This is a genomic window from Cytobacillus luteolus (assembly GCF_017873715.1).
In the GTDB taxonomy this organism is placed as follows: Bacteria; Bacillota; Bacilli; order Bacillales; family Bacillaceae_L; genus Bacillus_BV; species Bacillus_BV luteola.
This window is the reverse complement of record NZ_JAGGKM010000005.1, coordinates 453,538-473,528: the sequence shown is the minus strand read 5'-3', so window position 1 is coordinate 473,528 and position 19,991 is coordinate 453,538. Positions and strand designations below refer to the sequence as shown.

Below are 19,991 nucleotides of genomic sequence, written 5' to 3'. Positions count from 1 at the left end.
GTTTTCGGTCCTGTACTGACTTTATCGGTCTAAGCGGTAAAAATAACTGAAAGATAGTCATTTTTTAACTAAAACCTTATCCCGGGCTGTTTCTGAGATAAGTTCTAGTCATTTTCATAGCTCGATAATGACTATGAGCCTCTACTGTTGTAATTTTTCGGTCTAATCCGACATGATATCGGTCAAACGTGACTACTTATCGGTCCATGATAGTTTGTTTTCGGTCCTGTACTGACTTTATCGGTCTCCTCTAATGAAGCACACTTTACTTTCATTGCACATAAATAGTACGGTCTAATCGATATAACAACCTCCATAATAAAAACCGTCACACCAAAGTGTGACGGCCCTCATCATTTGTTCTGTATATTCGCTCGATGCTCTTCATTTAGCTTTTTAATATCACCAATCAGGTCTTTCATCTGTTCTTTGGCATCTGGATAGGTTTCATTCCAGTGTTTAGCCAAAGCTGGCATGGATTTCGCTATGTGCGTATACAATGCCCACATTTGTACTTTTTGCTTTAACTCAGGGGTATTTTCACCAACCATGAGTTCAGTGTATTTCTCTAACAGTCCTTCAAATTGCTCTACAAACTTTTGATCCATTCCGTTCTCTCCCTTCAATATTATTTAGTATACCCTACAACAAAATACAAAAAAAGAAATTGACCAGAGCCAATTCCTTTACTTTCTTTTACATGTTATCGGACAGGTTAAACAATGGTCATCCTTAGCATCGGTTGTTTGATAATAGAAGCAACATGTCTTACGCACACGAATCTCTTTATCATGCTCTGGAAAAAACGTCTTTGGCGTATAATATCTTGAAAGTGGATTCTTGTTATAAGGTCCAAACAAATCACCAGGCGCCTTTTCCACCACATATAAATAATCCTCTTTGATTTGATCTCTTCTATCAGAAAAACTCTCATCCTCTAATAGCATATCGTATAGCCAAAAGATGTAGATTGCGATGTTTTCCCAGAGAACTAGCTTCGAAATCTTCGTCTCTTTTGAAAGAGTAAAAACAATCTTAAAAATATGCTCTGAAAACAACATTTTTAGGTACTCATCTCGCCAGACCGTGCGATCAGATTCAGCCTCAGAAACCTCTAAATCCTCCAAACGAAAATTAGGTAACCAAACGGATAGTTCTTTCTCTTCATTGTTCTCTAATGATATATTATCCATTTTTACATTTAGTCCCTTGTTTAAGATCGTCATGGAATACAAGGATAATACCGCAAAAAAACCATATCTTTTCACAAGCATTGATGCTGTAACCTTGAGAGTAGGGGATTTAAGAATCTCCTGTAATTTTCGTAAAAATGGATGTAACTCTGTCTTGTTTAGTAGCCCTTTAACCGATATAGATAATTCAGAAAGGTAGGATTCCTCCGTAAGACGAAAATTCTTTAATTGTTCCAATTCGTCATGTTGAAGTTTTTTGACCATGTTACACTCCTACCTTCTGTACCTTTTGTAAAATACACCTTCCTTTTCCGTGAGGGATACATAAAGGTGTTCCAAATAGAGGATCGATTGTTACTTCACAGTTCATAGCAAAGACATCTTTCACCAGATTGCAGTTAATTACATGCTCCGGTTTGCCTTGAGCATAGATTTTCTTATCTTTAATTGCCACAATATGATGTGCGTATCGACAAGCAAGATTCAAATCATGTAAAACCATAACAATGGTTCTTTTTTCTTTTTCGTTCAACTCAAATAATAAATCTAATATTTCAATCTGATGAGTCATATCTAAATACGTAGTCGGCTCATCAAGTAAAATAACATCCGTTTCTTGAGCTAGAGTCATAGCAATCCAGGCACGTTGTCTTTGTCCGCCAGAAAGGGAATCTACAGGGCGCTCGGCAAATTCCTTCATTCCTGTTGCTTCAAGTGCATCGTTTACCATTTTTTCATCATGCTCTGTCCATTGCTTAAACCAGTTTTGATAAGGGTAACGACCTTGTTTTACAAGCTGAAGAACGGATAACCCTTCAGGAGCAACTGGGCCTTGTGGTAAAATTGCTAACTTCTTAGCGACTTCTTTTGTTGCTAACTTGGCAATTGCTTCACCCTCTAACAGAATCGAACCTTCTTGTGGTTTAAGTAAGCGTGCCATTGAACGAAGTAGTGTAGATTTTCCACAACCATTTCCTCCAATAAATACCGTAATTTCTCCTTGAGGTATTTGTAGATGTAAATCATCTATTATTAAAGTTTCACCATATGAAAGCGTTAATCCATTCGTTTCTAGAGCATGCATGTCAGTTGCCCCTTCCTTATGAGTTTCGACTCTTGTATAAAAGGTAGATAAAATAAGGTGCTCCAATCGCGGCTGTGAATACACCCGCCGGTACCTCTAAAGGAGAAAACAAGGTTCTTCCAATCAAATCAGCTAGCATAACCAGCAATGCACCTACAAGTGCAGCTACCGGAATCAAGGCTCCAAAGGCAGAACCAACAAGTTTTCTGGCGATATGTGGTGCCATTAACCCAACAAATCCAATTCCTCCAGCAAATGCAACTGCACTTCCGGTTAATGCTGTACCCATAAGAAGTAGAATGAGTCTTTGTTTTTGTACAGAACTTCCAACTCCTGTAGCTAATTCATCACCTAACTCTTGGACATTGAGATTTCGAGCTAAAATAATCGTAACAGTTACTAATATGAGAACAATAGGTGTCAATACTGCCACATTTTCCCACGTCGAACCGTAAACTGTACCTGTAAGCCAAATGTTTGCTTGGCTTGCACGATAAATCGGCCCCATAACCATAAAAAGAGTGGTAAAGGCTTGCATCAAAGCTGAAATCCCAATCCCAATCAAAACAAGTCGAATGGGTGATACACCATTTTTCCAGGCTAATAAATAGACTAAGAGTGCAACGACTGTTGCCCCAATAAATGCAGCAACCGGCATCCATTTGATACTCACAGTAAGAGAATTGTTCGTATCACTGAAGAAAGCTAAGAAAGCAACAACTGCTACCGCTGCTCCACCCGTTAAGCCGATAATATCGGGTGATGCTAGTGGGTTTCTAATAATCCCTTGTAGAATACTTCCTGCTACAGCGAGACTTACACCAACTAATAAGGCAATGATGATTCTTGGTAAACGAAACGATTTTACGACAAGAGTCTCCATTTGCTCACCATAACCGAACAGAACCTGAACGACCGTTAGAGGAGCAATTTTCATTTCTCCCATTCCTGTGCTTATTAAAAATAATGCAATGACTAGAGCAAAAAGAACAGAAATTACGGTTACTGATTTTTTATCTATTAAAAAAGAGATATTTTTCCCAAATCTTACTGATGTGTATTTGCTCATGATTTATGAAACCCCCTACGAGCAATATAGATGAAGAATGGAGTCCCAATGATTGCGGTCATGACACCAACAGGTACTTCTTCTGGCATGACAACATAGCGAGCTCCGATATCAGCTATTACTAGCAATATCCCACCTAAGACAGCACAATAAGGGATGATCCAACGATGGTCAATGCCAACAAGTGAACGAGCTATATGTGGAACAATGATTCCGATAAAGCCTATAGGACCTGCAACAGCGACAGAGCCTCCTGCTAAAAGAATAATAGCAACTGCAGCCATTAACTTAACTGTCCCCGTTCGTTGTCCTAAACCCTTGGCAACATCTTCACCCATGGTAAGAACATTAATTTTATTAGCCATTACTAAGGAAATACCCCAAGCAACTGCTAAATAAGGAAGTACACTCCATAACAACTCTAGCTTTCTTCCAGCAACTGACCCTGCTAACCAAAATAACACTTGTTCGAGTGCCATTTCATCAATAACCAAAAGACCTTGTGTAAAAGAAGCAAACATCGCTGCCATGGCTGAACCAGCAAGGGTTAATTTCATTGGTGTAAGACCCTCTCGACCTAATGCACCTATAAAATAAACCAAAAAAGCTGCTACAGCTGCTCCTAAAAAAGCAATCCATGCAAAAGCCTGTAAAGAGGTTATTGAAAAGAATGAAACAGCAACGACAATAAAAAATCCTGCACCTGCATTAACACCAAAAATTCCGGGAGAAGCAAGTGGATTTTTGGTTAATGCCTGCATCAATGCACCGGCTATCGCCAGGCTTGCTCCAACAGCAGCTGCAATTAATGCGCGAGGTAAGCGAACGGATTCAATAATAATATGTTCATTTGATCCATCAAACTGGGTAAATGCTTCAATTGCGATTTTCCATGTTGTATTTGCATAGCCATAAACAATACTTAGACACATGCTTATCAGTAGAAGCAAAATACCAATTAATAGACCAAGCACTCTTGATTGTGTTGTCTTTAATATCATATTTAATAAATCTCCTGTTTTCACTATAAAAAAAGTGGTAGTAGGAATAAGTCTCTTTTATTATAAAGTGAACCTTTTTTTATCCCTGTGAGAAAAATCACTTTCAAATTAAATTTCATCATATATAGTCTATTTGAAGTGAGAATAACTGTCAATGATTATGAAAACCATTTTCAATTAATTGTTGACAGATTGTTTAATCGCTATTATTATCTTTATTGTGAATGAAAATCATTATCAAACAAACTGGAGGCCATTACATGAAAAACAAATGGATGTTAGCACTTATTACTGTTTTGCTATCTTTCACTTTAATTTTAACTGGATGCGGTGCAGATAAAGAAGAAACAAAAGAAGCAGCACCTCAAACTGAAGAAAAAACAGATACTACAGAACAAGCTGAGTCAACTGTTTACACTGTTGAACACGCAATGGGGACAACAGAAGTACCAGCCACACCTGAGAAAATTGTTATTTTAACAAATGAAGGAACTGAAGCGTTACTAGCAATGGGAGTTAAACCAGTAGGAGCAGTTAAATCTTGGACTGGTGACCCTTGGTACGCTCATATCACTGCTGATATGGAAGGCGTTGAAGTTGTAGGTACTGAAAGTGAAGTAAACGTTGAAGCAATCGCTGCACTTCAACCAGACTTAATCATCGGTAACAAAATGCGCCAAGAAGCAATTTACGATCAACTAAAAGCAATTGCACCAACAGTTTTCGCTGAGACTTTAAGAGGCGACTGGAAAGAAAACTTTAAGCTTTATTCAAAAGCAATTAATAAAGAAGACGAAGGTTCAAAAGTTCTTGCAGACTTCGATGCACGTATTGATGCAATTAAAGCAAAAGCTGATTTAGAAACAGAAATTTCAGTAGTACGTTTTATGGCTGACCACACTCGTATCTACTACACAGATACATTCTCTGGTGTAATTTTTGATCAAATTGGATTTAAACGACCTGCAAACTTAGAAAAGTTATTCTCTGATGATCCGGCTAACCTATTTATGAGAAAAGTTGGTAAAGAAGGAATTCCTGAAATGGATGGAGATATCATCTTCTACTTCACTTATGAGCCAGGAGACGGAAAAGCAACTACTAATGAAACTGAAATGATTAATGATCCACTATGGCAAAACCTAAGTGCAGTTCAAGCTGGCAATGTTCACAAAGTAGACGATGCTATTTGGAACACAGCTGGTGGAGTTCTAGCTGCAAACCTATTATTAGACGACTTAGAAAAATTCTTTGTAAAAGAATAGTACGAAAAAAGAGGCTGACAATGACTGTCGCCTCTTTTTTGTGCTCTTTTTTGAAGAGAATATAGACGTTTTATAATTTATAGTGGATTGAAGCGGAAGGCACTTGACTCCTGCGGGATGTAGAGGAAAAGTCGAGACCCCGCAGACGGAACGTTGAGGAGTGGGTTTTTTCACGATAGTGAAAATAACCTTCCTTTTCCTCCCCGCAAAAAGCAAGTGCCTGCAGCGGAAAGGAAACGGTCAATGTTCAAAGAGTCTATTCATTACCTCTTAGCTTTTCCAAAATAACCTGTGCATCATATCCAGCATTAAAATCATAAAGTTTAGCCTTTTCACCATTTAAAGCTCTTACAAGGTTATCAATTAAAGATGACGAATCAACTTCAATCGGCTCAATTTTAGCAATTGATTCACCCACTTTTCCACCTTCAAGCATTCCCCAATTCACCAAAGATAGTGTTCCTTCTGTTCCATAAGCAGTAAACGCAATACGCTCATCGCCTGCAATATCACTCAAACCATTGATGATAAATGGTGTACCATCTTCAAGCTCAAGATTTGCGTAAACCCCTATTTCGCTCTTTGTAGGATTCTCTGGTAACTCAAGCTGTCCATTTTTATATGCTATTGAACCAAAAATTCGCTGAGCCTGCTGGATAAAATGAACCCCAACTTCAAGTACAAATCCGCCTTGTTCCCTACTTGCTACCCAATCATTTTGTTGCCAAAACCGAGGCCATTGTGGAAAATGCATTGTAAGTTCAAGTCTTCGAAGCTTACCAACATACTTTTCTTCAATCAATTTAGCAAATGTATTAGCTGCTGAACCATAGTTTAAAGGGAAATTCATAGCATGGACAATCCCAGCCGTCTCCGCTTTATTTTTCATATCGAATGCTTCTTCTACGGAGTTCGCAAGCGGTTTTTCACATAAAAGGTGAATTCCTTTATTTATTACATCAGCTGCTATGGCATGATGATATTTGGGTGGAACAGCTATGTATACTAAGTCTAACTCTACTTCACCTAGCATTTGCTGATGATTTGTGTACGATTGAATGCCGCCTAGTTTTTCAGCAACTGATACAACACGCTCATTTAATTGGTCACACACAGCCACTACTTCTGTACTTGGGTGTTGAACAAATGATTGAATAAGTCGTTCACCTATAGCACCTAAACCGATGACACCAACCTTATATATTTTGTTCATAATCTTACCTCCGTGTTAATTTTCAAACTTTTATATCAATTAAATTATAACAGGTTCTTCTACAAACACGAAAAAACAGACCTCAAAAGAAGTCTGTTTTTTATGAACCATTTATTTTTTTAAGCTTTGCGCACATTAGTCGCTTGAGGTCCACGTTGGCCATCTTCAATTTCAAAAGTTACCTCTTGGCCTTCATCAAGTGATTTGAATCCTTCTGATTGAATAGCTGAGAAATGAACGAATACGTCTTCTCCACCTTCACGCTCAATAAATCCAAATCCTTTTTCACTGTTAAACCATTTAACTTTACCATGTTCCATGTTTTGTTGCCTCCTAGTATGTAAATATTACACAAAACTAAACTTTTAAATTTAATCTTGCTCGATTATTATTGCTCATACAATTTACTTTTATACATCTTCGGTAAAAAATTTATATAAATGTTTTAATATCGTAGACTTGACCATTTTCTATCTGCTCACTGATCATCAGTTTAGTTATTACTTCTGCGACAAAATCCGGGGTTCTAAGCATTCCATTCTCGCTATACTGTTTAAAGGTCTCAACATCAGCAAAATCATCCTTTTCGGAACTTCTTATCGTTCTTTGCATATCTGTATCCATAATACCAGGTGAGAAGGATATAACTTTTGTTGGATTTGTACAATTCTCTTGTTCTAGACCCGCTGCTTTTGTAAACATATCTAAACCAGCTTTTGTACTGCAATAGACACTCCAGCCAAAAATCGGTCTGTTAGCTGCGCCTGAAGAAACATTTACTACAACTTTATTGGCCACAATAGCCTCTGTACTTTGAATAAATGTTGAAGTTAGAATCATTGGAGCTAATAAGTTCACTTTGACACTGGCTTCCATTTCTTTATTTGATGCTTTTCCAACAGGCTTGATTGGTTCAACAATACCTGCGTTATTAATTAAATAAATTCCTTCGGCTTTCTCTCTGTCTATTGACCCAAGGATTTTCTCCATCATTTTTTCAACTTCTTCAAGCTTTTGTAAATCACATGAAAAATAATAGAGATTTACATTCTTATCCTGTGCTAGTTGTTTTAATTCATTGTTTTGCTTTCTTGACACACAAAATAGTGTATTATTTTCATGCAAAAGTTGTTTTACAATCGATTCTCCCAAACCCTTTGAAGTACCTGTAACAATATAATAGTTCAAAAACCTACACTCCTCTATATGTTCCAAATAATTTTAGATAACTACCATGATAACAGGAAAAGTTAAGTTTTTATAACAATTGCTATTCAATAACCCCTGTTTCAGTTAATATTACGTCTGCCTCAATATCAACTTTCAATTTTCCATAATCATCTTTCCATTTTTTAGGGTCAAAGTCTCGAATTGCATTTTCTGCTGAGAAGCCGATTCCAACTGGATCTGTCCCTTTTTCTTGAAAGCGTTTGATTAGAGCATAAGATTTTTCTTCAATCAAGTCTTCCATCTCTTTAACAATCTTTTTCACAACGTCACTCTCTGCTTTTCTACCAGAATACTCACTAAGAATCCCATCTAGAGACACTTTAATAGATACTAATGTACCTCCATTACTTTCTTCTACATTTATTGTTCTAGTCGACTTTATTCTTTTTATGGCTGCATATTCATCTGTTCCCTTTAGGTTTAGAGTATAGGAACCCGCACCAAAATTCTCAACTAGCGCTTTGAAAAAAAACATGTCTGCCTCTGATATTTTATCTACTAACGTATCTTCTTTAAAAATTCCAATTCCCGTCATCTTTACCTTGTTTCCTTCTAATTTTAACATAGGCAGATATGGATCCATCCCTTGGGCAAAATAGCGAAACATAAAAGTATGTAATATACTTTCTGGGAGATCACGATTTTGGGTATTATGTTCAATAAGTGTTGCAAGATAATTTCCAGTCCCTAGGTTTCCTAGGGTTTGATTTAGCATTTCTGTTGTTTCTCCCTCAACAATTCCCATATACATTTTTGATCCTATACTAGCATCTCGCTGAAGTGCATCTACATATTCGATAATACCATCTCTTGCTAGTGCTTCACTATAGATCCCAGCTCTAATTCCTCCTGTAACTAACGGGTCAGCTGATTTTTTTTGCAAAATATTAATAACCTCTTTAGCCAAGTAAGACTCTTCTGTAAATTGCTCATTTTCTACACTTTTATCAGCTTTAAATACAGGAATGACACACGTACCTCGTATCTTCCCCTCTTCAGCACGGTCAAACCCAATTGCCGTAACAATATTTATTTCGTCAATTATTTCAGTACGTACCGAACCGAATACTAATGTTATTACAAGTAAGATAAAAGCACTACTTATGATTAGGAGTTTCTTCATTTTTTTCCCTCATTTTCGTACGAATGACTAATAATACAAAGAGTAGCGGAATATACACGAAATTAAAATAAAATCCAATTTCAGCCAAAATGTCATTAGCTGTGTTAATCACTAGTCTTGAGTTTAATAATGATATTACGATTAAGGCTACTAACATTTGTACAAGTAATGCTGATTTTTGCTTTATCGAAAATATTCGTTTCATCCCACGACTTGATGCCCAGAGCGCTAAACAAACATTAGGTAAAATAATTAATATATACGATGCAATTCCAATGTACTCAAACCTTGCAACAAAAGGTAACTCAACAATTTTCCACATTGACAACGTTGCCCAAATTTGTTTTTCGAGCTGAGCTTCTGAAAAAAACATAAACGCAGTGAGACCATAAGCTAAATATATAAAGGTAACATAGGATACTCCAAAGTATGCCCATTTTCTAGAATCTTTCGGTTTTTTAATAAACGGATAGAACACAAGTAACACCTCAAACCCCATCATACTTAATGTCATACCCTTTGTTGCATTAGCTAACTCTAGTAGCGAATGATCTAGAATAGGGAGAAGGTTCCCGAAATCAGCATATTCCAAAGGGAAAATTACAGTAAAAATTAAATAGGATGGAAGAAGGATACTAAACAAACTAATCCCAACCACCGTTCTAAACCCACCAGAAATCACATAATAGGTTAGAATTAGAAAATAGATTGTAAAGACTGGTACATTAAACTCTGGAAACAGCCAGACTTGAATAACCTCTATATATGTTCGAAGGACTATGATACTCATCCCGACTAAATAAATTGTAAAGAGAAATGATAAAAAGTTTCCAATCCATTTTCCGAATACAATTTGATGAACTGAGATAATATCTCCATCGTCTGATTTCTCTAGCATCCGATACATTAGTGAAATAATAATAATCACTAAAACCCCTGAAGCGATAATAGAGATCCAACTGTCGTAACCAGCAGCTTTAGCAATTATTCGTTGAAACCCTAATATACCAACACCAATCTGGATTGAAGAAATTACAAAGAAAACTAGAAATGGTGATATTAGAAATCGTTCCTCAATTTTCCTCATTCCTTCAACCCCTCTCTATTTACTCATCTATGTCCTTTTTCAGCTGGGCATTCTTTTTATTAAATCTCGTAGGATTAGTTGACCTCAAAAATTGTGGTCTTTTCGCTAGACTGCTAAAAGGTAATCTTACTTGTGCGTCTTTCAAATCTTGAATTCGTAAAGGATAAATTGGCTCTAAAAATGGTCTACCTAATGATGTAAGCCTTAGTAGGTGGGTTAGTAACAAGCAAAAAGCATATACCACTCCTAATAACCCCCAAAGTTGTGCAAAAAGTAAAAAAGGAAAGCGAATGACACGAATGGTATTACTCATGTTATAGACGGGTGTCGTGAATGATGCTAACGCTGAGAGTGCAACTATGATTAATAAAACATTACTAGTTAAACCAGCCTCAACCGCTGCAGTTCCAATTACAATCCCTCCAACGATACCAATCGTCTGGCCAACCTTTGTTGGCAATCTGGCCCCAGCTTCTCTAAGTAGCTCGATGGTTAATTCCAAAAAGATAGCTTCTAAGATAGGTGGTAATGGAACAACCCTTCTTGAAGTGATCAAATTCCCCATTAGTTCACGAGGGACAAGTTCATAATGGAAGGTTAGTACAGCCACATATATTGGAGTAACTAAAATAGAGAAGATAACCGCGAAAAATCGAAGGAGCCTTAAGAAGGTTGCAACATACCAATTTAGAAAATAATCCTCAAAAGATGAGAAAAACTCTACTAATGTAGTTGGTCCAATTAAAGCATGCGGTGACCCATCTACGAATACAACCGTCTTTCCTTCTGATAAAACTGCAGCGACACGGTCTGGCCTTTCTGTATCTAATAACTGAGGAAAAGGAGACATTTGATTATCTGCAATAATCTGTGCAACATAGGAACTATCAACCAGTTGATCAAATTCAATATCCTTAAGTCTTTGCAGTACAGTTCTTACGTTCGTTTTATCTGCAATGCCGTCCACATATAATACTGAAATTCGCGTTTTAGATAGTTCTCCTATAGTTACTTCTTTCACCTTCAAATCAATAATCGGAAGTCTCTTTCTTACTAGGTTTAAGTTAGTATCTAGAGATTCTACAAAAGCTTCCTTTGGTCCAACCACACTAAATTCTACTTCTGGTGGAGAAACACTCCTATTATTATCTAATGGAGCTCTTATCAAGGCACAAATCTCATCTTTTCGATGAAGTTGAACCATTAGATAACCAGAAAGTAGCTTTGTTTTAATTTCTTCAATGTCTTTTGTCAGAATAATATCTTCAATAGGGACTGACTCTTTTATTTCTTTTATTGATTCTAGAGTTGGTTTATTAATATTAGGCAATACGTATTCGTGAATTTTCTTTGCATCTATTAAATTTTTTTGATAGCAGATCCAATAAGGTGTAATGGCTTGTTCATTGAAGTAAACAAGAAAATCACCTTGTTTTTGAAAGGCTGTTACAATTGCTTCGACTAATTTTGGTTTTTTTGGCTCTGTTTTTCTAAATAAGCTAAACATGTATCATCACCATTCACCCTTTTATTTCGAATTAATGTCTTTAGCCCTTCAAGCTTTTCATCCAAACGGGTCCTTGTGTTAGTTATTCCATGAAATGTTAGGTAATTATGCAAGATTTTTTTTATTGCAGTAAAAAAAGCAGCATATCTTCTGTATGCTGCTTTGCCAATTGTTATTTCTCTCTTTTATTTAGATTTTGAATATCATGCTCCTCTGCAAGTTCTGTTTGAAATTTATTCTGGAAGCTTGTCATATTAAATGTCATGTTATTTCGACCTTGATCTAAGACCTTATTCTCCATGTAAGCATGAAAGAGAGCCTCAGCTAACATGATAAATACAGCCGCGAATAAAGAAGCCAGAGCAAGTCGATCTGGGGGATTAATAAACAGTAAGCTTAAACCCCATATTGACAAAAAGGCAAGCCCCATGTCAGCTAATGATGCAACCATATTTCCTAGTCTCGGAAGAATGAATAAATCACCAATTACATAGGCTACGCCTGTTACAAGTGCACTTATCATGAGGATTTCTAAGACAGTTGAATTATAATAGATCCCAAAAACGGATAAGAGAATAATTGAAGTAAATATAAACTTTATTCCTAAAGCCTTAAGATGCTTCATATATCAATAATCTTCCTTTCATATTTAGGATAGAATTTAGTGTTTGCTAAAATCCTCTAAATCATAAATAAGATTAATTGGTAAACCATTAGTGAAGTTAACATTTTTAGAATGTTTTTCTAAATCCGCATGAAATCTACCATATATGCAAATGCTTTACATATTGATTAAAATTACACGAGGTGTTTTTTAAAATGAAGGAAAGAAGATTTGCTTGGTTGATACTCCCTCTATTTATTGCTTTGTTTCTTATATCAGTGATGACACCTTTTGGTGGTCAGAATAACAGTGAAAATATTCATCAGGGGCCAACCGTACAAAAAATTCAAAGTTTATATCAGAAGGATGATGAAATCCTTAAACACTCAAGCGATGATACAAAACAAGGTCATTCTAAAATTTTTACAGTTAATTCTCTACAAATTGGAGAGGAAATTGTCCAACGTTTAGATAATAGCCCTAAGGTAACACACGTTCACCACAATCCAAACGAAACGAGTCATTTTTATGAAAATCAAATCATTGTTAAGTTCCGTGAAGATATTTCTGAAGATCAACTTAATACTTATTTAACAGCTATTAATGGTCAAGTGCTAAAAAAGTTTGATTCAATTTTCACCTTTGAATCAGAAAGTGAAACAACAGTAGATCTTATTCAGTTTTTTGCACCAATCGATAATGTTGCTTATGCAGAGCCGAACTACATCATGATGCAAAATGAAACAACTCCAAATGATATCTATTACCAAAGATACCAATGGAATTTGCCATTAATTGAAGCAGAAGCAGGCTGGGAAATTACTCAGGGGAATGAGGCTGTTAAAATAGCCGTGGTTGATACAGGTGTAGACCTTGAACATCCAGATTTAGTAGAACGTTTAACCGATGGCTATAATGCCCTAACAGATTCAAATGATGCAGATGATGATAATGGTCATGGTACACATGTAGCCGGAATTATTGCATCCAAAGTAAATAATCATGAAGGCATCGCCGGGTTAACCTGGTATAACCCCATTATCCCCATAAAAGTCATGGGTGAAGAAGGGTATGGTTCAACTTTTGATATTGCAAAAGGAATTATTTGGGCAACCAATCAAGGTGCAGAGGTTATCAATTTAAGTCTCGGAAATTATCAACATTCAGATATGTTAAAAGATGCTATAGATTATGCCTTTAAAAAAGATGTTGTCTTAATTGCTGCCTCTGGTAACGACAATACGAGCCAGCCTAGCTTTCCAGCTGCATATCCACAAGTACTTAGTGTAGCAGCAGTTGATTATTACGGTGATCGTGCCAATTTCTCAAACTACGGAGACTACATTGATGTATCTGCTCCAGGAGTACAAATTGCTAGCACTTATTTTAATAAGCAGTATGCAGCCTTGTCTGGTACATCGATGGCTGCCCCTCACGTATCGGCTTTAGCAGGATTAATTCGGTCTATTAATCCTGAGTTACGTAATACAGAAGTAATGGAAATTATCAAAAAAACCACTGTCGACCTTGGAGATAGAGGGAAGGATATTTACTTCGGAGAAGGGCTTATTGATGTTGTTAACGCACTAGAGGTCGCATCCGATAGGTAATAAATTTAATCGCTTTAAACGCTGACCAATATTTAACCATATTGGGGGGATAAAATGTTTCATCTATTGCGAACGAATTCATTAGAAAGAAAACTTTTCTTTCTTGCTATTGTAGTATTGTTTCTCTTTGTATCACCCTACTATATTCTTGGTGAAGATGCCCATTTACGGGTTCATGATAACCTAGATTCGAATATCGCATGGTATAAGGTTTTAAAGGAAAGCGGAGAAATATTTGGACCGGTTAATACGGTCATACCACAAATCATCAATGGAAATCTTTCAAGAAATGCATTTGGAACAGAGTACAGTGTGATTGTATGGCTGCATGCTTTATTTCCCTCCATGTTAGCGTATGCACTTAGTCAAACAATCACACGAATTCTTGCTTTTATTGGCATGTACTTATTATTAAAGAAACACTTTGTGCAGGGTGAAAGATATAGTTGGATTCGAATTGGGGTTTCACTTGCCTTTGCTTTAACTCCCTTTTGGCCCTCGGGAATGTTAAGCACACTTGGAATGCCACTTGCGCTTTGGGCATTATTAAATATTCGAAACGGGGAACGAGCCTGGACTAATTGGATAGTACTAGCTCTCCTCCCTTTGTTCTCAAGTATTGTATTAGGATTTTTCTTTTTTCTTTCAGCGATGGGAATCTTCTGGTTAGTAGATGTGCTCCGAGGAAAAGGGATGAATGGTCGATTTTTAATAGCCATTATCTTTATGACGCTTATGTTTCTATTAGTAGAATATCGACTTGTGTATTCCTTTATCTTTGATCATGAGCCTAATAGTCGTGATGAATATTTTCATGCTAGATTAACCTTTATACATTCTTTAAAGCTAACCTTTAAAAATTATGTACTAGGACACACCCATGTTATGACTGTACATGGCTTGGTCATTTTACCGGTAACCATTCTTGCATTATATGCTGTTATTTTGCAGAAGGCATGGAGGCGAGAAAAGGTATTTGTTTTTTTACATGTTCTAAACCTATCTCTCTCAGCTTGGTATGCATTCTGGTTTTATAAGGGATGGCTCCCACTCACTGAAAGATTTCATTTTTTAGATACATTTAATTTTGCTCGCTATCATTTCTTAAGACCTCTAGTTATTTATACATTGTTTGCTATTTCTTTGAAAATTCTATGGGATTACGGCTCTAGATTAAATAGTAGGAGAAACTGGTGGATACATGCATGTATTTTTTTTATAGTTTCTCAGGTACTTGTTTTAACTGCTTTTAATGAAGAGATTGTCCATCGAAAAAAACCTTCATTTAAAGAGTTTTATGCTGAGAAACAATTTGAAGAGATTAAAACCTATATTGGAATGCCACCAGAGGATTATCGTGTCGTTAGTATTGGTATCCATCCTGCGATTGCCCAATATAATGGCTTTTACACACTTGATACGTATAACAATTTTTATCCGCTAACTTACAAGTATCAATTTCGTCAAATCATTGAAAATGAACTAGAAAAGGATAAAAAACTAAAGCAGTACTTCGATGAATGGGGTGGAAGGTGCTACATCTTTATAGATGAAGTTGGTAAGCATTATATGTTCAAAAAGAAAACGAAGAAAGAGATTACCAAGATGGAATTAAACCTAAAACCGTTTTACGAGATGGGAGGAAGTTATGTCTTATCAGCTATTCCAATAAACAATGCAGCTGAAAATGGGTTAATTCTTGAAAAAGTATTTGAATCAAACGAATCCGCCTGGAAAATTCACCTATATAGCACTTCTTATGCACCTTAGGAGGGATAAAGTTGATTGAACCTAAGCTAACAATCGTAGTACCGTGTTATAACGAAGAAGAAATGCTTCCCGAAACATTTATTTGTTTGGGGGAGTTTTTGGAAGAATTGATATCCTCAAAAATGATATCAGAACAAAGCAAGCTTTTATTTGTTGATGATGGTAGTAAGGATAAAACATGGTCACTTATTTACAAAGCAGGCTTAGCCAACCCTTTGATAAAAGGGTTAAAGCTTTCAAAAAATGTCGGCCATCAAAATGCGTTACTTGCTGGACTGTTTACTGCAAAAGAGCATTCTGATTGCATGGTTTCGATTGATGCAGATCTTCAGGATGATGTTACTGTTATTAAAGATTTTGTTCAGAAATTTACAGAGGGTTATGAGATTGTGTATGGTGTTCGAAGAGAACGTAGCACAGACACTTTCTTCAAGCGAAATACTGCACTGGGATTTTATAGACTTATGAAAAAAATGGGCGTTGATCTCATTTATAATCATGCGGATTTTCGACTTATGAGCAAGCGAGCCGTAGAGGAATTAGAGAAATTTGAAGAGACGAACTTTTTTCTCAGAGGAATTGTACCGCTCATTGGCTTTCAGTCGACAGAGGTGTTCTATAACCGTAAAGAACGCTTCGCAGGAGAAACAAAATACCCCTTACGGAAAATGTTATCTTTTGCTCTTGATGGGATTACATCTTTTAGTGTCACACCAATTCGTTTTATTTCACTAATTGGCTTTTTGTCTTTTTTTATTAGTTTAGTATTCGGAGCCTATTTTTTACTGTTGAAATTAACAGGAAATACGACTACAGGTTGGACTTCTTTAATTACTTCCATTTGGTTAATCGGGGGATTGCAATTAATTGGTGTTGGGCTAATAGGGGAATATGTAGGTAAGATATATAAAGAAGCAAAGCGAAGACCGAAGTTTATCATTGATATTAATACATTTAACCTAGCGCTTAAATCTGGACAAACACTTACTGTAGAAAAGGAGCAAGAACAGCTTGGTTTTACTGGCCTACCTAAAACAAATTAATCCTTTTTTCCGTTTTCTTTTGGTAGGGGTGGTGAACACGCTAATCGGTCTCTCTTCTATTTTTATCATGATGCATTTGCTTGGAATAAACTATTGGGGCTCCACCTTTACGGGAAACACACTTGGTGCGATTTTTAGCTATTTTTTAAATAGATCCTTTACCTTTCAAAGTAAAGCGTCGATTTCAACAAGTTCGGTACAATTTGTAATTGTAATCGTAAGCTGTTACATGTTTTCGTATTATACTGGTGATTTAATTGCCCGTCATATCCATCAAGCAATTGAGTTAATAACGCTAGATAAACGCGACTTAGCAGTGTTCATTGGGACGGGAATTTATACGATAACAAATTATGTTGGTCAGAAGCTGATTGTGTTTAGAAAACTTTGAACCTTGTCCGTTCCTTTCCACTACAGGCACTTGCTTTCCGCGGGGAGGGATGTGAGCCTCCTCGGCTTCGCCTGTGGGGTCTCACACTTCCCTCTACTTCCCGCAGGAGTCAAGTGCCTTCCGTTCCAATCCACTCTTCACTTACATATAAGGTGAGTGGAAATAATATAGACCCCTTAATTAGAGGGGTCTCTTTGTCTTTGTCTAGTCATTTTTTTAGAATAAATAAATATGCCAAATAAGCTACCAGTTACGATAATGAAAGAGACTAGTAATACAAGATTCTTTGATTCTCCCTGTTCTTTTTCTATACTCGTGGAGGCTAAAACTGAGACGGGTCGATCACTTAGTTTTGCGACGGGGTTTAGCTTAGTTACTGAAAGCACCCGATTGTCCTCTCCCTTAATCAGAAGTTCACCTTCGTTTGTAACCTTTTGTTTAATAATTTCATTTATTTTATGAGTATAGTAAACAGAGTTAGTTGGGTAATAGTTATTATTCTGTTTATCTTTAAATACTTTGGTTGATGGAATAACTGTAGTCTTAAAATTTTCAAAACCATAGTCCAAAAGAGCTGCTGTATCCTTATAAATAATACTTTTAAGATTTGTTTTCATAGTGACTGCTACTAGAGTAAGATTTTCTCGTTCGGCAACAGTTGCCAAGGTATGTCCTGATTTTTGAACATAGCCATTTTTCCCACCTACTATACCTTCATAGGGGCGATGAGTAAGCATCTCATGATGATTATAAATAACGGTGTCCCAGCTTTCGCCTTTCCATTCAAGCTCATTTGTGCTAAATATCTCTTTGAAAGTATCATTTTTTAAAGCATAACTAGTAAGCAAAGCAATATCATACGCAGTCGTATAGTGCTGATCATGATAAAGTCCATGTGGATTAACAAAATTCGTATCATGAATGCCTACTTTTTCCTTCAAGAATTGATTCATTCTCTTTGAAAAGTCTTCAACTGACCCATCCATATGTTCAGCAATAGCAACACCCGCATCATTTCCTGAGTTAATTAGCAGGCCTTGAACAAGCTTTATTAAAGATACCTGTTCCCCAGGCTCTAAATAAACACGTGTCCCCTCAACATACCTAGCATTTTCGCTGACTGTCACAATGTCATCTAGCTTACCTTCTTCAATTGCAACAATTGCCGTAGCTATTTTTGTGACACTTGCAGGATACATTCTTGCACTACTGTTCTTTTCATATAAAATAGAACCTGTTTTCGCATCCATTAATACAGCGCTTTCACTCTGTACTGAAGGAGAATTATCTTCAGCATAGTGATAAGCTGGAAAGAAAAAAAACACTGAAATAGTGAGCATAAGGAATATACTATAATATTTCATTATCGTTCTCCATATTTATGATTTTATTTACTTGAAAGCTTTTAACGTAAAATCATCCTAATTTATTTTATCAGATAGGTTGTCACTTTATTATCAAGAAATCAAACTGTAACTAAAAGATAATATTTATGTATTATAGGCTGACCCTAGATTAAAAGCCCCTATTTAGTAACAGGGGCTTTCACTGGGGATAAGGGTATAAATGAGTCTACCTCACCTCTAACTAGAGGCGAAGAGATACATTTGTTGTATCTACAATTGTTTTAGTAGATTACTTTTTAGTAACCATAACCAACGTATGCTGCTCCTACAATGATAAGCAGAATGAATAATACTACGATTAACGCGAATCCGCCACCATATCCTGCTCCTGCAACTGTTCCACTCATTCAAAAACACCTCCATTTCGTCTACGTTTACAATATATGTATGGAAGATAAATATGAAAGGGCGTTTACCCAGTTTTTTGTATTTTTTAATTTTTAGGGTAAAAAACACCCTAAATAAAAAGCGCTGCAACTTATTTCTCCTTTAGAAAAATAGGTTACAGCACCTTATAACAATTATTTAACTTCGATTACAAATGGATAGATTAATACGTTTCCATCAATTTTGAACTCAGCCCAAAGTTTATATATTCCTGCTTGAGGGAATTGAGCTTCAAAGATTGTTTCTTTTTCATTTGTAGGATGAACATGAATGTAGTCTTCTCCCGTTTCATCAAGTATAACTACATGACCCATAGCTCCTAAATATGGTTCTATTGTGGCATTAGGGAGATCAAATGTTAGAATAACTGTTTTCTCCGCCTCTAACTCTGTCGTTGTTAAGGTCGCAGTTTGGTTATTAACTGTTTTTGTAAACGTTTCGTCTACAATAAGAGATTCATGGCTATGGCTAGCTTTTGTTTCTCCAATTTCTAGGTTAATAGGACTAACAACATAGTCTAAATCTGCTGGTTTTATATCTACAAAAGCCTTGTATACCCCTGGTGATAGTTGTTTTGTTACCTCGAATACCCCTTTGTCTATTTGTTCAGGGTGAAGGTGATAGTAGTGTTCTAAATGCTCATCCACGATAATTAGATGTAGTAGCTTTTCATGATTTAACTTAAGATTCTCAACAGGGTTGCCAGTTAAATCAGTAATATTGATGGCTAGCTTATCACCTTTCACATCAATTTTTACATCAACTTCACTTGATGTATGTTCACTACCATTGTCACCATGAGAATCGTGGCCAGCGTCTGAACCATGATGATCACTTGTACCGTCATGCTCTTCCTCAGAATGAGCAGTATCTTTTTCAGAATGCTGATTGTCTTCTATATTACTATTGTGATTTTCAGCCTCAGTACCTATCGTAAATGCATACACATTGTAACCGACCACAACGATTGCAAGATAGGAGATTGCTGAAATAATCCATTTCTTCATG

Annotated in this window: 20 protein-coding genes; 5 read left to right on the top strand and 15 right to left on the bottom strand. The window is 36.3% G+C overall.

Annotated elements, in window-relative coordinates; all coding sequences use genetic code 11:
* Nucleotides 1–353 precede the first annotated feature (353 nt).
* From J2Z26_RS16760 to J2Z26_RS16740, 5 genes are all read right to left on the bottom strand, one after another.
* The gene (locus tag J2Z26_RS16760; protein ID WP_193534384.1) at nucleotides 354–608 is read right to left on the bottom strand and encodes a YusU family protein; all 255 of its coding nucleotides are present in this window, start codon (nucleotides 606–608) and stop codon (nucleotides 354–356) included.
* Nucleotides 609–686: 78 nt separating this feature from the next.
* Entirely contained in the window at nucleotides 687–1,457 is a 771-nt protein-coding gene (locus J2Z26_RS16755; protein ID WP_193534385.1) for an IucA/IucC family C-terminal-domain containing protein, read from the bottom strand.
* Nucleotide 1,458: 1 nt separating this feature from the next.
* Nucleotides 1,459–2,277 (bottom strand): ABC transporter ATP-binding protein, encoded by an 819-nt coding sequence (locus J2Z26_RS16750; RefSeq protein WP_193534386.1) that lies wholly within the window; start codon nucleotides 2,275–2,277, stop codon nucleotides 1,459–1,461.
* A gap of 16 nt (nucleotides 2,278–2,293) precedes the next feature.
* Nucleotides 2,294–3,346, bottom strand: coding sequence for a FecCD family ABC transporter permease (locus J2Z26_RS16745; RefSeq protein ID WP_193534387.1), 1,053 nt, complete (start codon nucleotides 3,344–3,346; stop codon nucleotides 2,294–2,296).
* On the bottom strand, nucleotides 3,343–4,347 hold the full coding sequence (locus J2Z26_RS16740; RefSeq protein WP_193534388.1) for a FecCD family ABC transporter permease: 1,005 nt from the start codon (nucleotides 4,345–4,347) through the stop codon (nucleotides 3,343–3,345). Before J2Z26_RS16740 ends, J2Z26_RS16745 begins: the two co-directional genes overlap by 4 nt.
* A gap of 260 nt (nucleotides 4,348–4,607) precedes the next feature.
* Between J2Z26_RS16740 and J2Z26_RS16735 the strand changes: the two genes are divergently transcribed.
* The gene (locus tag J2Z26_RS16735) at nucleotides 4,608–5,612 is read left to right on the top strand and encodes an ABC transporter substrate-binding protein (protein WP_193534389.1); all 1,005 of its coding nucleotides are present in this window, start codon (nucleotides 4,608–4,610) and stop codon (nucleotides 5,610–5,612) included.
* Between the two features lie 256 nt (nucleotides 5,613–5,868).
* Here the strand turns inward: J2Z26_RS16735 and J2Z26_RS16730 are convergent, their stop codons facing one another.
* The 7 genes from J2Z26_RS16730 to J2Z26_RS16700 form a co-directional block, all read right to left on the bottom strand.
* A complete protein-coding gene (locus tag J2Z26_RS16730) occupies nucleotides 5,869–6,825 on the bottom strand; it encodes a Gfo/Idh/MocA family protein (RefSeq protein ID WP_227413582.1) in 957 nt (318 codons plus the stop codon).
* 119 nt (nucleotides 6,826–6,944) lie between these two features.
* Nucleotides 6,945–7,145, bottom strand: a complete 201-nt coding sequence (locus J2Z26_RS16725; protein WP_193470321.1) for a cold-shock protein — start codon at nucleotides 7,143–7,145, stop codon at nucleotides 6,945–6,947.
* Nucleotides 7,146–7,257: 112 nt separating this feature from the next.
* Nucleotides 7,258–8,013 (bottom strand): (S)-benzoin forming benzil reductase, encoded by a 756-nt coding sequence (locus J2Z26_RS16720; protein ID WP_193534390.1) that lies wholly within the window; start codon nucleotides 8,011–8,013, stop codon nucleotides 7,258–7,260.
* A gap of 82 nt (nucleotides 8,014–8,095) precedes the next feature.
* Nucleotides 8,096–9,178, bottom strand: a complete 1,083-nt coding sequence (locus J2Z26_RS16715) for a Ger(x)C family spore germination protein (RefSeq protein ID WP_193534391.1) — start codon at nucleotides 9,176–9,178, stop codon at nucleotides 8,096–8,098.
* Entirely contained in the window at nucleotides 9,153–10,265 is a 1,113-nt protein-coding gene (locus J2Z26_RS16710) for a GerAB/ArcD/ProY family transporter (RefSeq protein ID WP_193534392.1), read from the bottom strand. Before J2Z26_RS16710 ends, J2Z26_RS16715 begins: the two co-directional genes overlap by 26 nt.
* A gap of 19 nt (nucleotides 10,266–10,284) precedes the next feature.
* The gene (locus J2Z26_RS16705; RefSeq protein ID WP_193534393.1) at nucleotides 10,285–11,772 is read right to left on the bottom strand and encodes a spore germination protein; all 1,488 of its coding nucleotides are present in this window, start codon (nucleotides 11,770–11,772) and stop codon (nucleotides 10,285–10,287) included.
* A gap of 172 nt (nucleotides 11,773–11,944) precedes the next feature.
* On the bottom strand, nucleotides 11,945–12,397 hold the full coding sequence (locus J2Z26_RS16700; RefSeq protein WP_193534394.1) for a YndM family protein: 453 nt from the start codon (nucleotides 12,395–12,397) through the stop codon (nucleotides 11,945–11,947).
* Nucleotides 12,398–12,591: 194 nt separating this feature from the next.
* Here J2Z26_RS16700 and J2Z26_RS16695 point away from each other — a divergent pair, with 194 nt between their 5' ends.
* Genes J2Z26_RS16695 through J2Z26_RS16680 form a run of 4 tightly spaced genes read left to right on the top strand, consistent with a single transcriptional unit; the run spans nucleotide 12,592 to nucleotide 17,190 of the window.
* A complete protein-coding gene (locus J2Z26_RS16695; protein WP_227413583.1) occupies nucleotides 12,592–13,986 on the top strand; it encodes a S8 family peptidase in 1,395 nt (464 codons plus the stop codon).
* A 54-nt stretch (nucleotides 13,987–14,040) separates the two neighbouring features.
* Nucleotides 14,041–15,756 (top strand): DUF6044 family protein, encoded by a 1,716-nt coding sequence (locus J2Z26_RS16690; protein WP_193534395.1) that lies wholly within the window; start codon nucleotides 14,041–14,043, stop codon nucleotides 15,754–15,756.
* 11 nt (nucleotides 15,757–15,767) lie between these two features.
* Nucleotides 15,768–16,799: a glycosyltransferase family 2 protein gene (locus J2Z26_RS16685; protein WP_193534396.1), complete on the top strand. Its 1,032-nt coding sequence runs from the start codon at nucleotides 15,768–15,770 to the stop codon at nucleotides 16,797–16,799.
* Nucleotides 16,768–17,190 carry a GtrA family protein gene (locus J2Z26_RS16680; protein WP_193534397.1) on the top strand — a complete coding sequence of 141 codons (423 nt, stop codon included), beginning with the start codon at nucleotides 16,768–16,770 and terminating at the stop codon, nucleotides 17,188–17,190. Before J2Z26_RS16685 ends, J2Z26_RS16680 begins: the two co-directional genes overlap by 32 nt.
* 176 nt (nucleotides 17,191–17,366) lie before the next feature.
* Here J2Z26_RS16680 and J2Z26_RS16675 read toward each other — a convergent pair whose 3' ends face one another.
* The 3 genes from J2Z26_RS16675 to J2Z26_RS16665 form a co-directional block, all read right to left on the bottom strand.
* The gene (locus tag J2Z26_RS16675; protein WP_193534398.1) at nucleotides 17,367–18,554 is read right to left on the bottom strand and encodes a D-alanyl-D-alanine carboxypeptidase family protein; all 1,188 of its coding nucleotides are present in this window, start codon (nucleotides 18,552–18,554) and stop codon (nucleotides 17,367–17,369) included.
* A 278-nt stretch (nucleotides 18,555–18,832) separates the two neighbouring features.
* Nucleotides 18,833–18,943: a YjcZ family sporulation protein gene (locus J2Z26_RS16670; protein WP_193470331.1), complete on the bottom strand. Its 111-nt coding sequence runs from the start codon at nucleotides 18,941–18,943 to the stop codon at nucleotides 18,833–18,835.
* Between the two features lie 174 nt (nucleotides 18,944–19,117).
* Entirely contained in the window at nucleotides 19,118–19,990 is an 873-nt protein-coding gene (locus J2Z26_RS16665; RefSeq protein ID WP_193534399.1) for a hypothetical protein, read from the bottom strand.
* Between the last annotated feature and the right edge of the window lies 1 nt (nucleotide 19,991).

What these genes read in the sequence shown, in the direction of transcription:
- J2Z26_RS16700 (WP_193534394.1), bottom strand. Translation starts at nt 12,397, where the DNA reads ATGAAGCATCTTAAGGCTTTAGGAATAAAGTTTATATTTACTTCAATT.
- J2Z26_RS16755 (WP_193534385.1), bottom strand. Translation starts at nt 1,457, where the DNA reads ATGGTCAAAAAACTTCAACATGACGAATTGGAACAATTAAAGAATTTT.
- J2Z26_RS16760 (WP_193534384.1), bottom strand. Translation starts at nt 608, where the DNA reads ATGGATCAAAAGTTTGTAGAGCAATTTGAAGGACTGTTAGAGAAATAC.
- J2Z26_RS16675 (WP_193534398.1), bottom strand. Translation starts at nt 18,554, where the DNA reads ATGAAATATTATAGTATATTCCTTATGCTCACTATTTCAGTGTTTTTT.
- J2Z26_RS16715 (WP_193534391.1), bottom strand. Translation starts at nt 9,178, where the DNA reads ATGAAGAAACTCCTAATCATAAGTAGTGCTTTTATCTTACTTGTAATA.
- J2Z26_RS16750 (WP_193534386.1), bottom strand. Translation starts at nt 2,277, where the DNA reads ATGCATGCTCTAGAAACGAATGGATTAACGCTTTCATATGGTGAAACT.
- J2Z26_RS16745 (WP_193534387.1), bottom strand. Translation starts at nt 3,346, where the DNA reads ATGAGCAAATACACATCAGTAAGATTTGGGAAAAATATCTCTTTTTTA.
- J2Z26_RS16690 (WP_193534395.1), top strand. Translation starts at nt 14,041, where the DNA reads ATGTTTCATCTATTGCGAACGAATTCATTAGAAAGAAAACTTTTCTTT.
- J2Z26_RS16730 (WP_227413582.1), bottom strand. Translation starts at nt 6,825, where the DNA reads ATGAACAAAATATATAAGGTTGGTGTCATCGGTTTAGGTGCTATAGGT.
- J2Z26_RS16665 (WP_193534399.1), bottom strand. Translation starts at nt 19,990, where the DNA reads ATGAAGAAATGGATTATTTCAGCAATCTCCTATCTTGCAATCGTTGTG.
- J2Z26_RS16725 (WP_193470321.1), bottom strand. Translation starts at nt 7,145, where the DNA reads ATGGAACATGGTAAAGTTAAATGGTTTAACAGTGAAAAAGGATTTGGA.
- J2Z26_RS16735 (WP_193534389.1), top strand. Translation starts at nt 4,608, where the DNA reads ATGAAAAACAAATGGATGTTAGCACTTATTACTGTTTTGCTATCTTTC.
- J2Z26_RS16740 (WP_193534388.1), bottom strand. Translation starts at nt 4,347, where the DNA reads ATGATATTAAAGACAACACAATCAAGAGTGCTTGGTCTATTAATTGGT.
- J2Z26_RS16695 (WP_227413583.1), top strand. Translation starts at nt 12,592, where the DNA reads ATGAAGGAAAGAAGATTTGCTTGGTTGATACTCCCTCTATTTATTGCT.
- J2Z26_RS16670 (WP_193470331.1), bottom strand. Translation starts at nt 18,943, where the DNA reads ATGAGTGGAACAGTTGCAGGAGCAGGATATGGTGGCGGATTCGCGTTA.
- J2Z26_RS16710 (WP_193534392.1), bottom strand. Translation starts at nt 10,265, where the DNA reads ATGAGGAAAATTGAGGAACGATTTCTAATATCACCATTTCTAGTTTTC.
- J2Z26_RS16705 (WP_193534393.1), bottom strand. Translation starts at nt 11,772, where the DNA reads ATGTTTAGCTTATTTAGAAAAACAGAGCCAAAAAAACCAAAATTAGTC.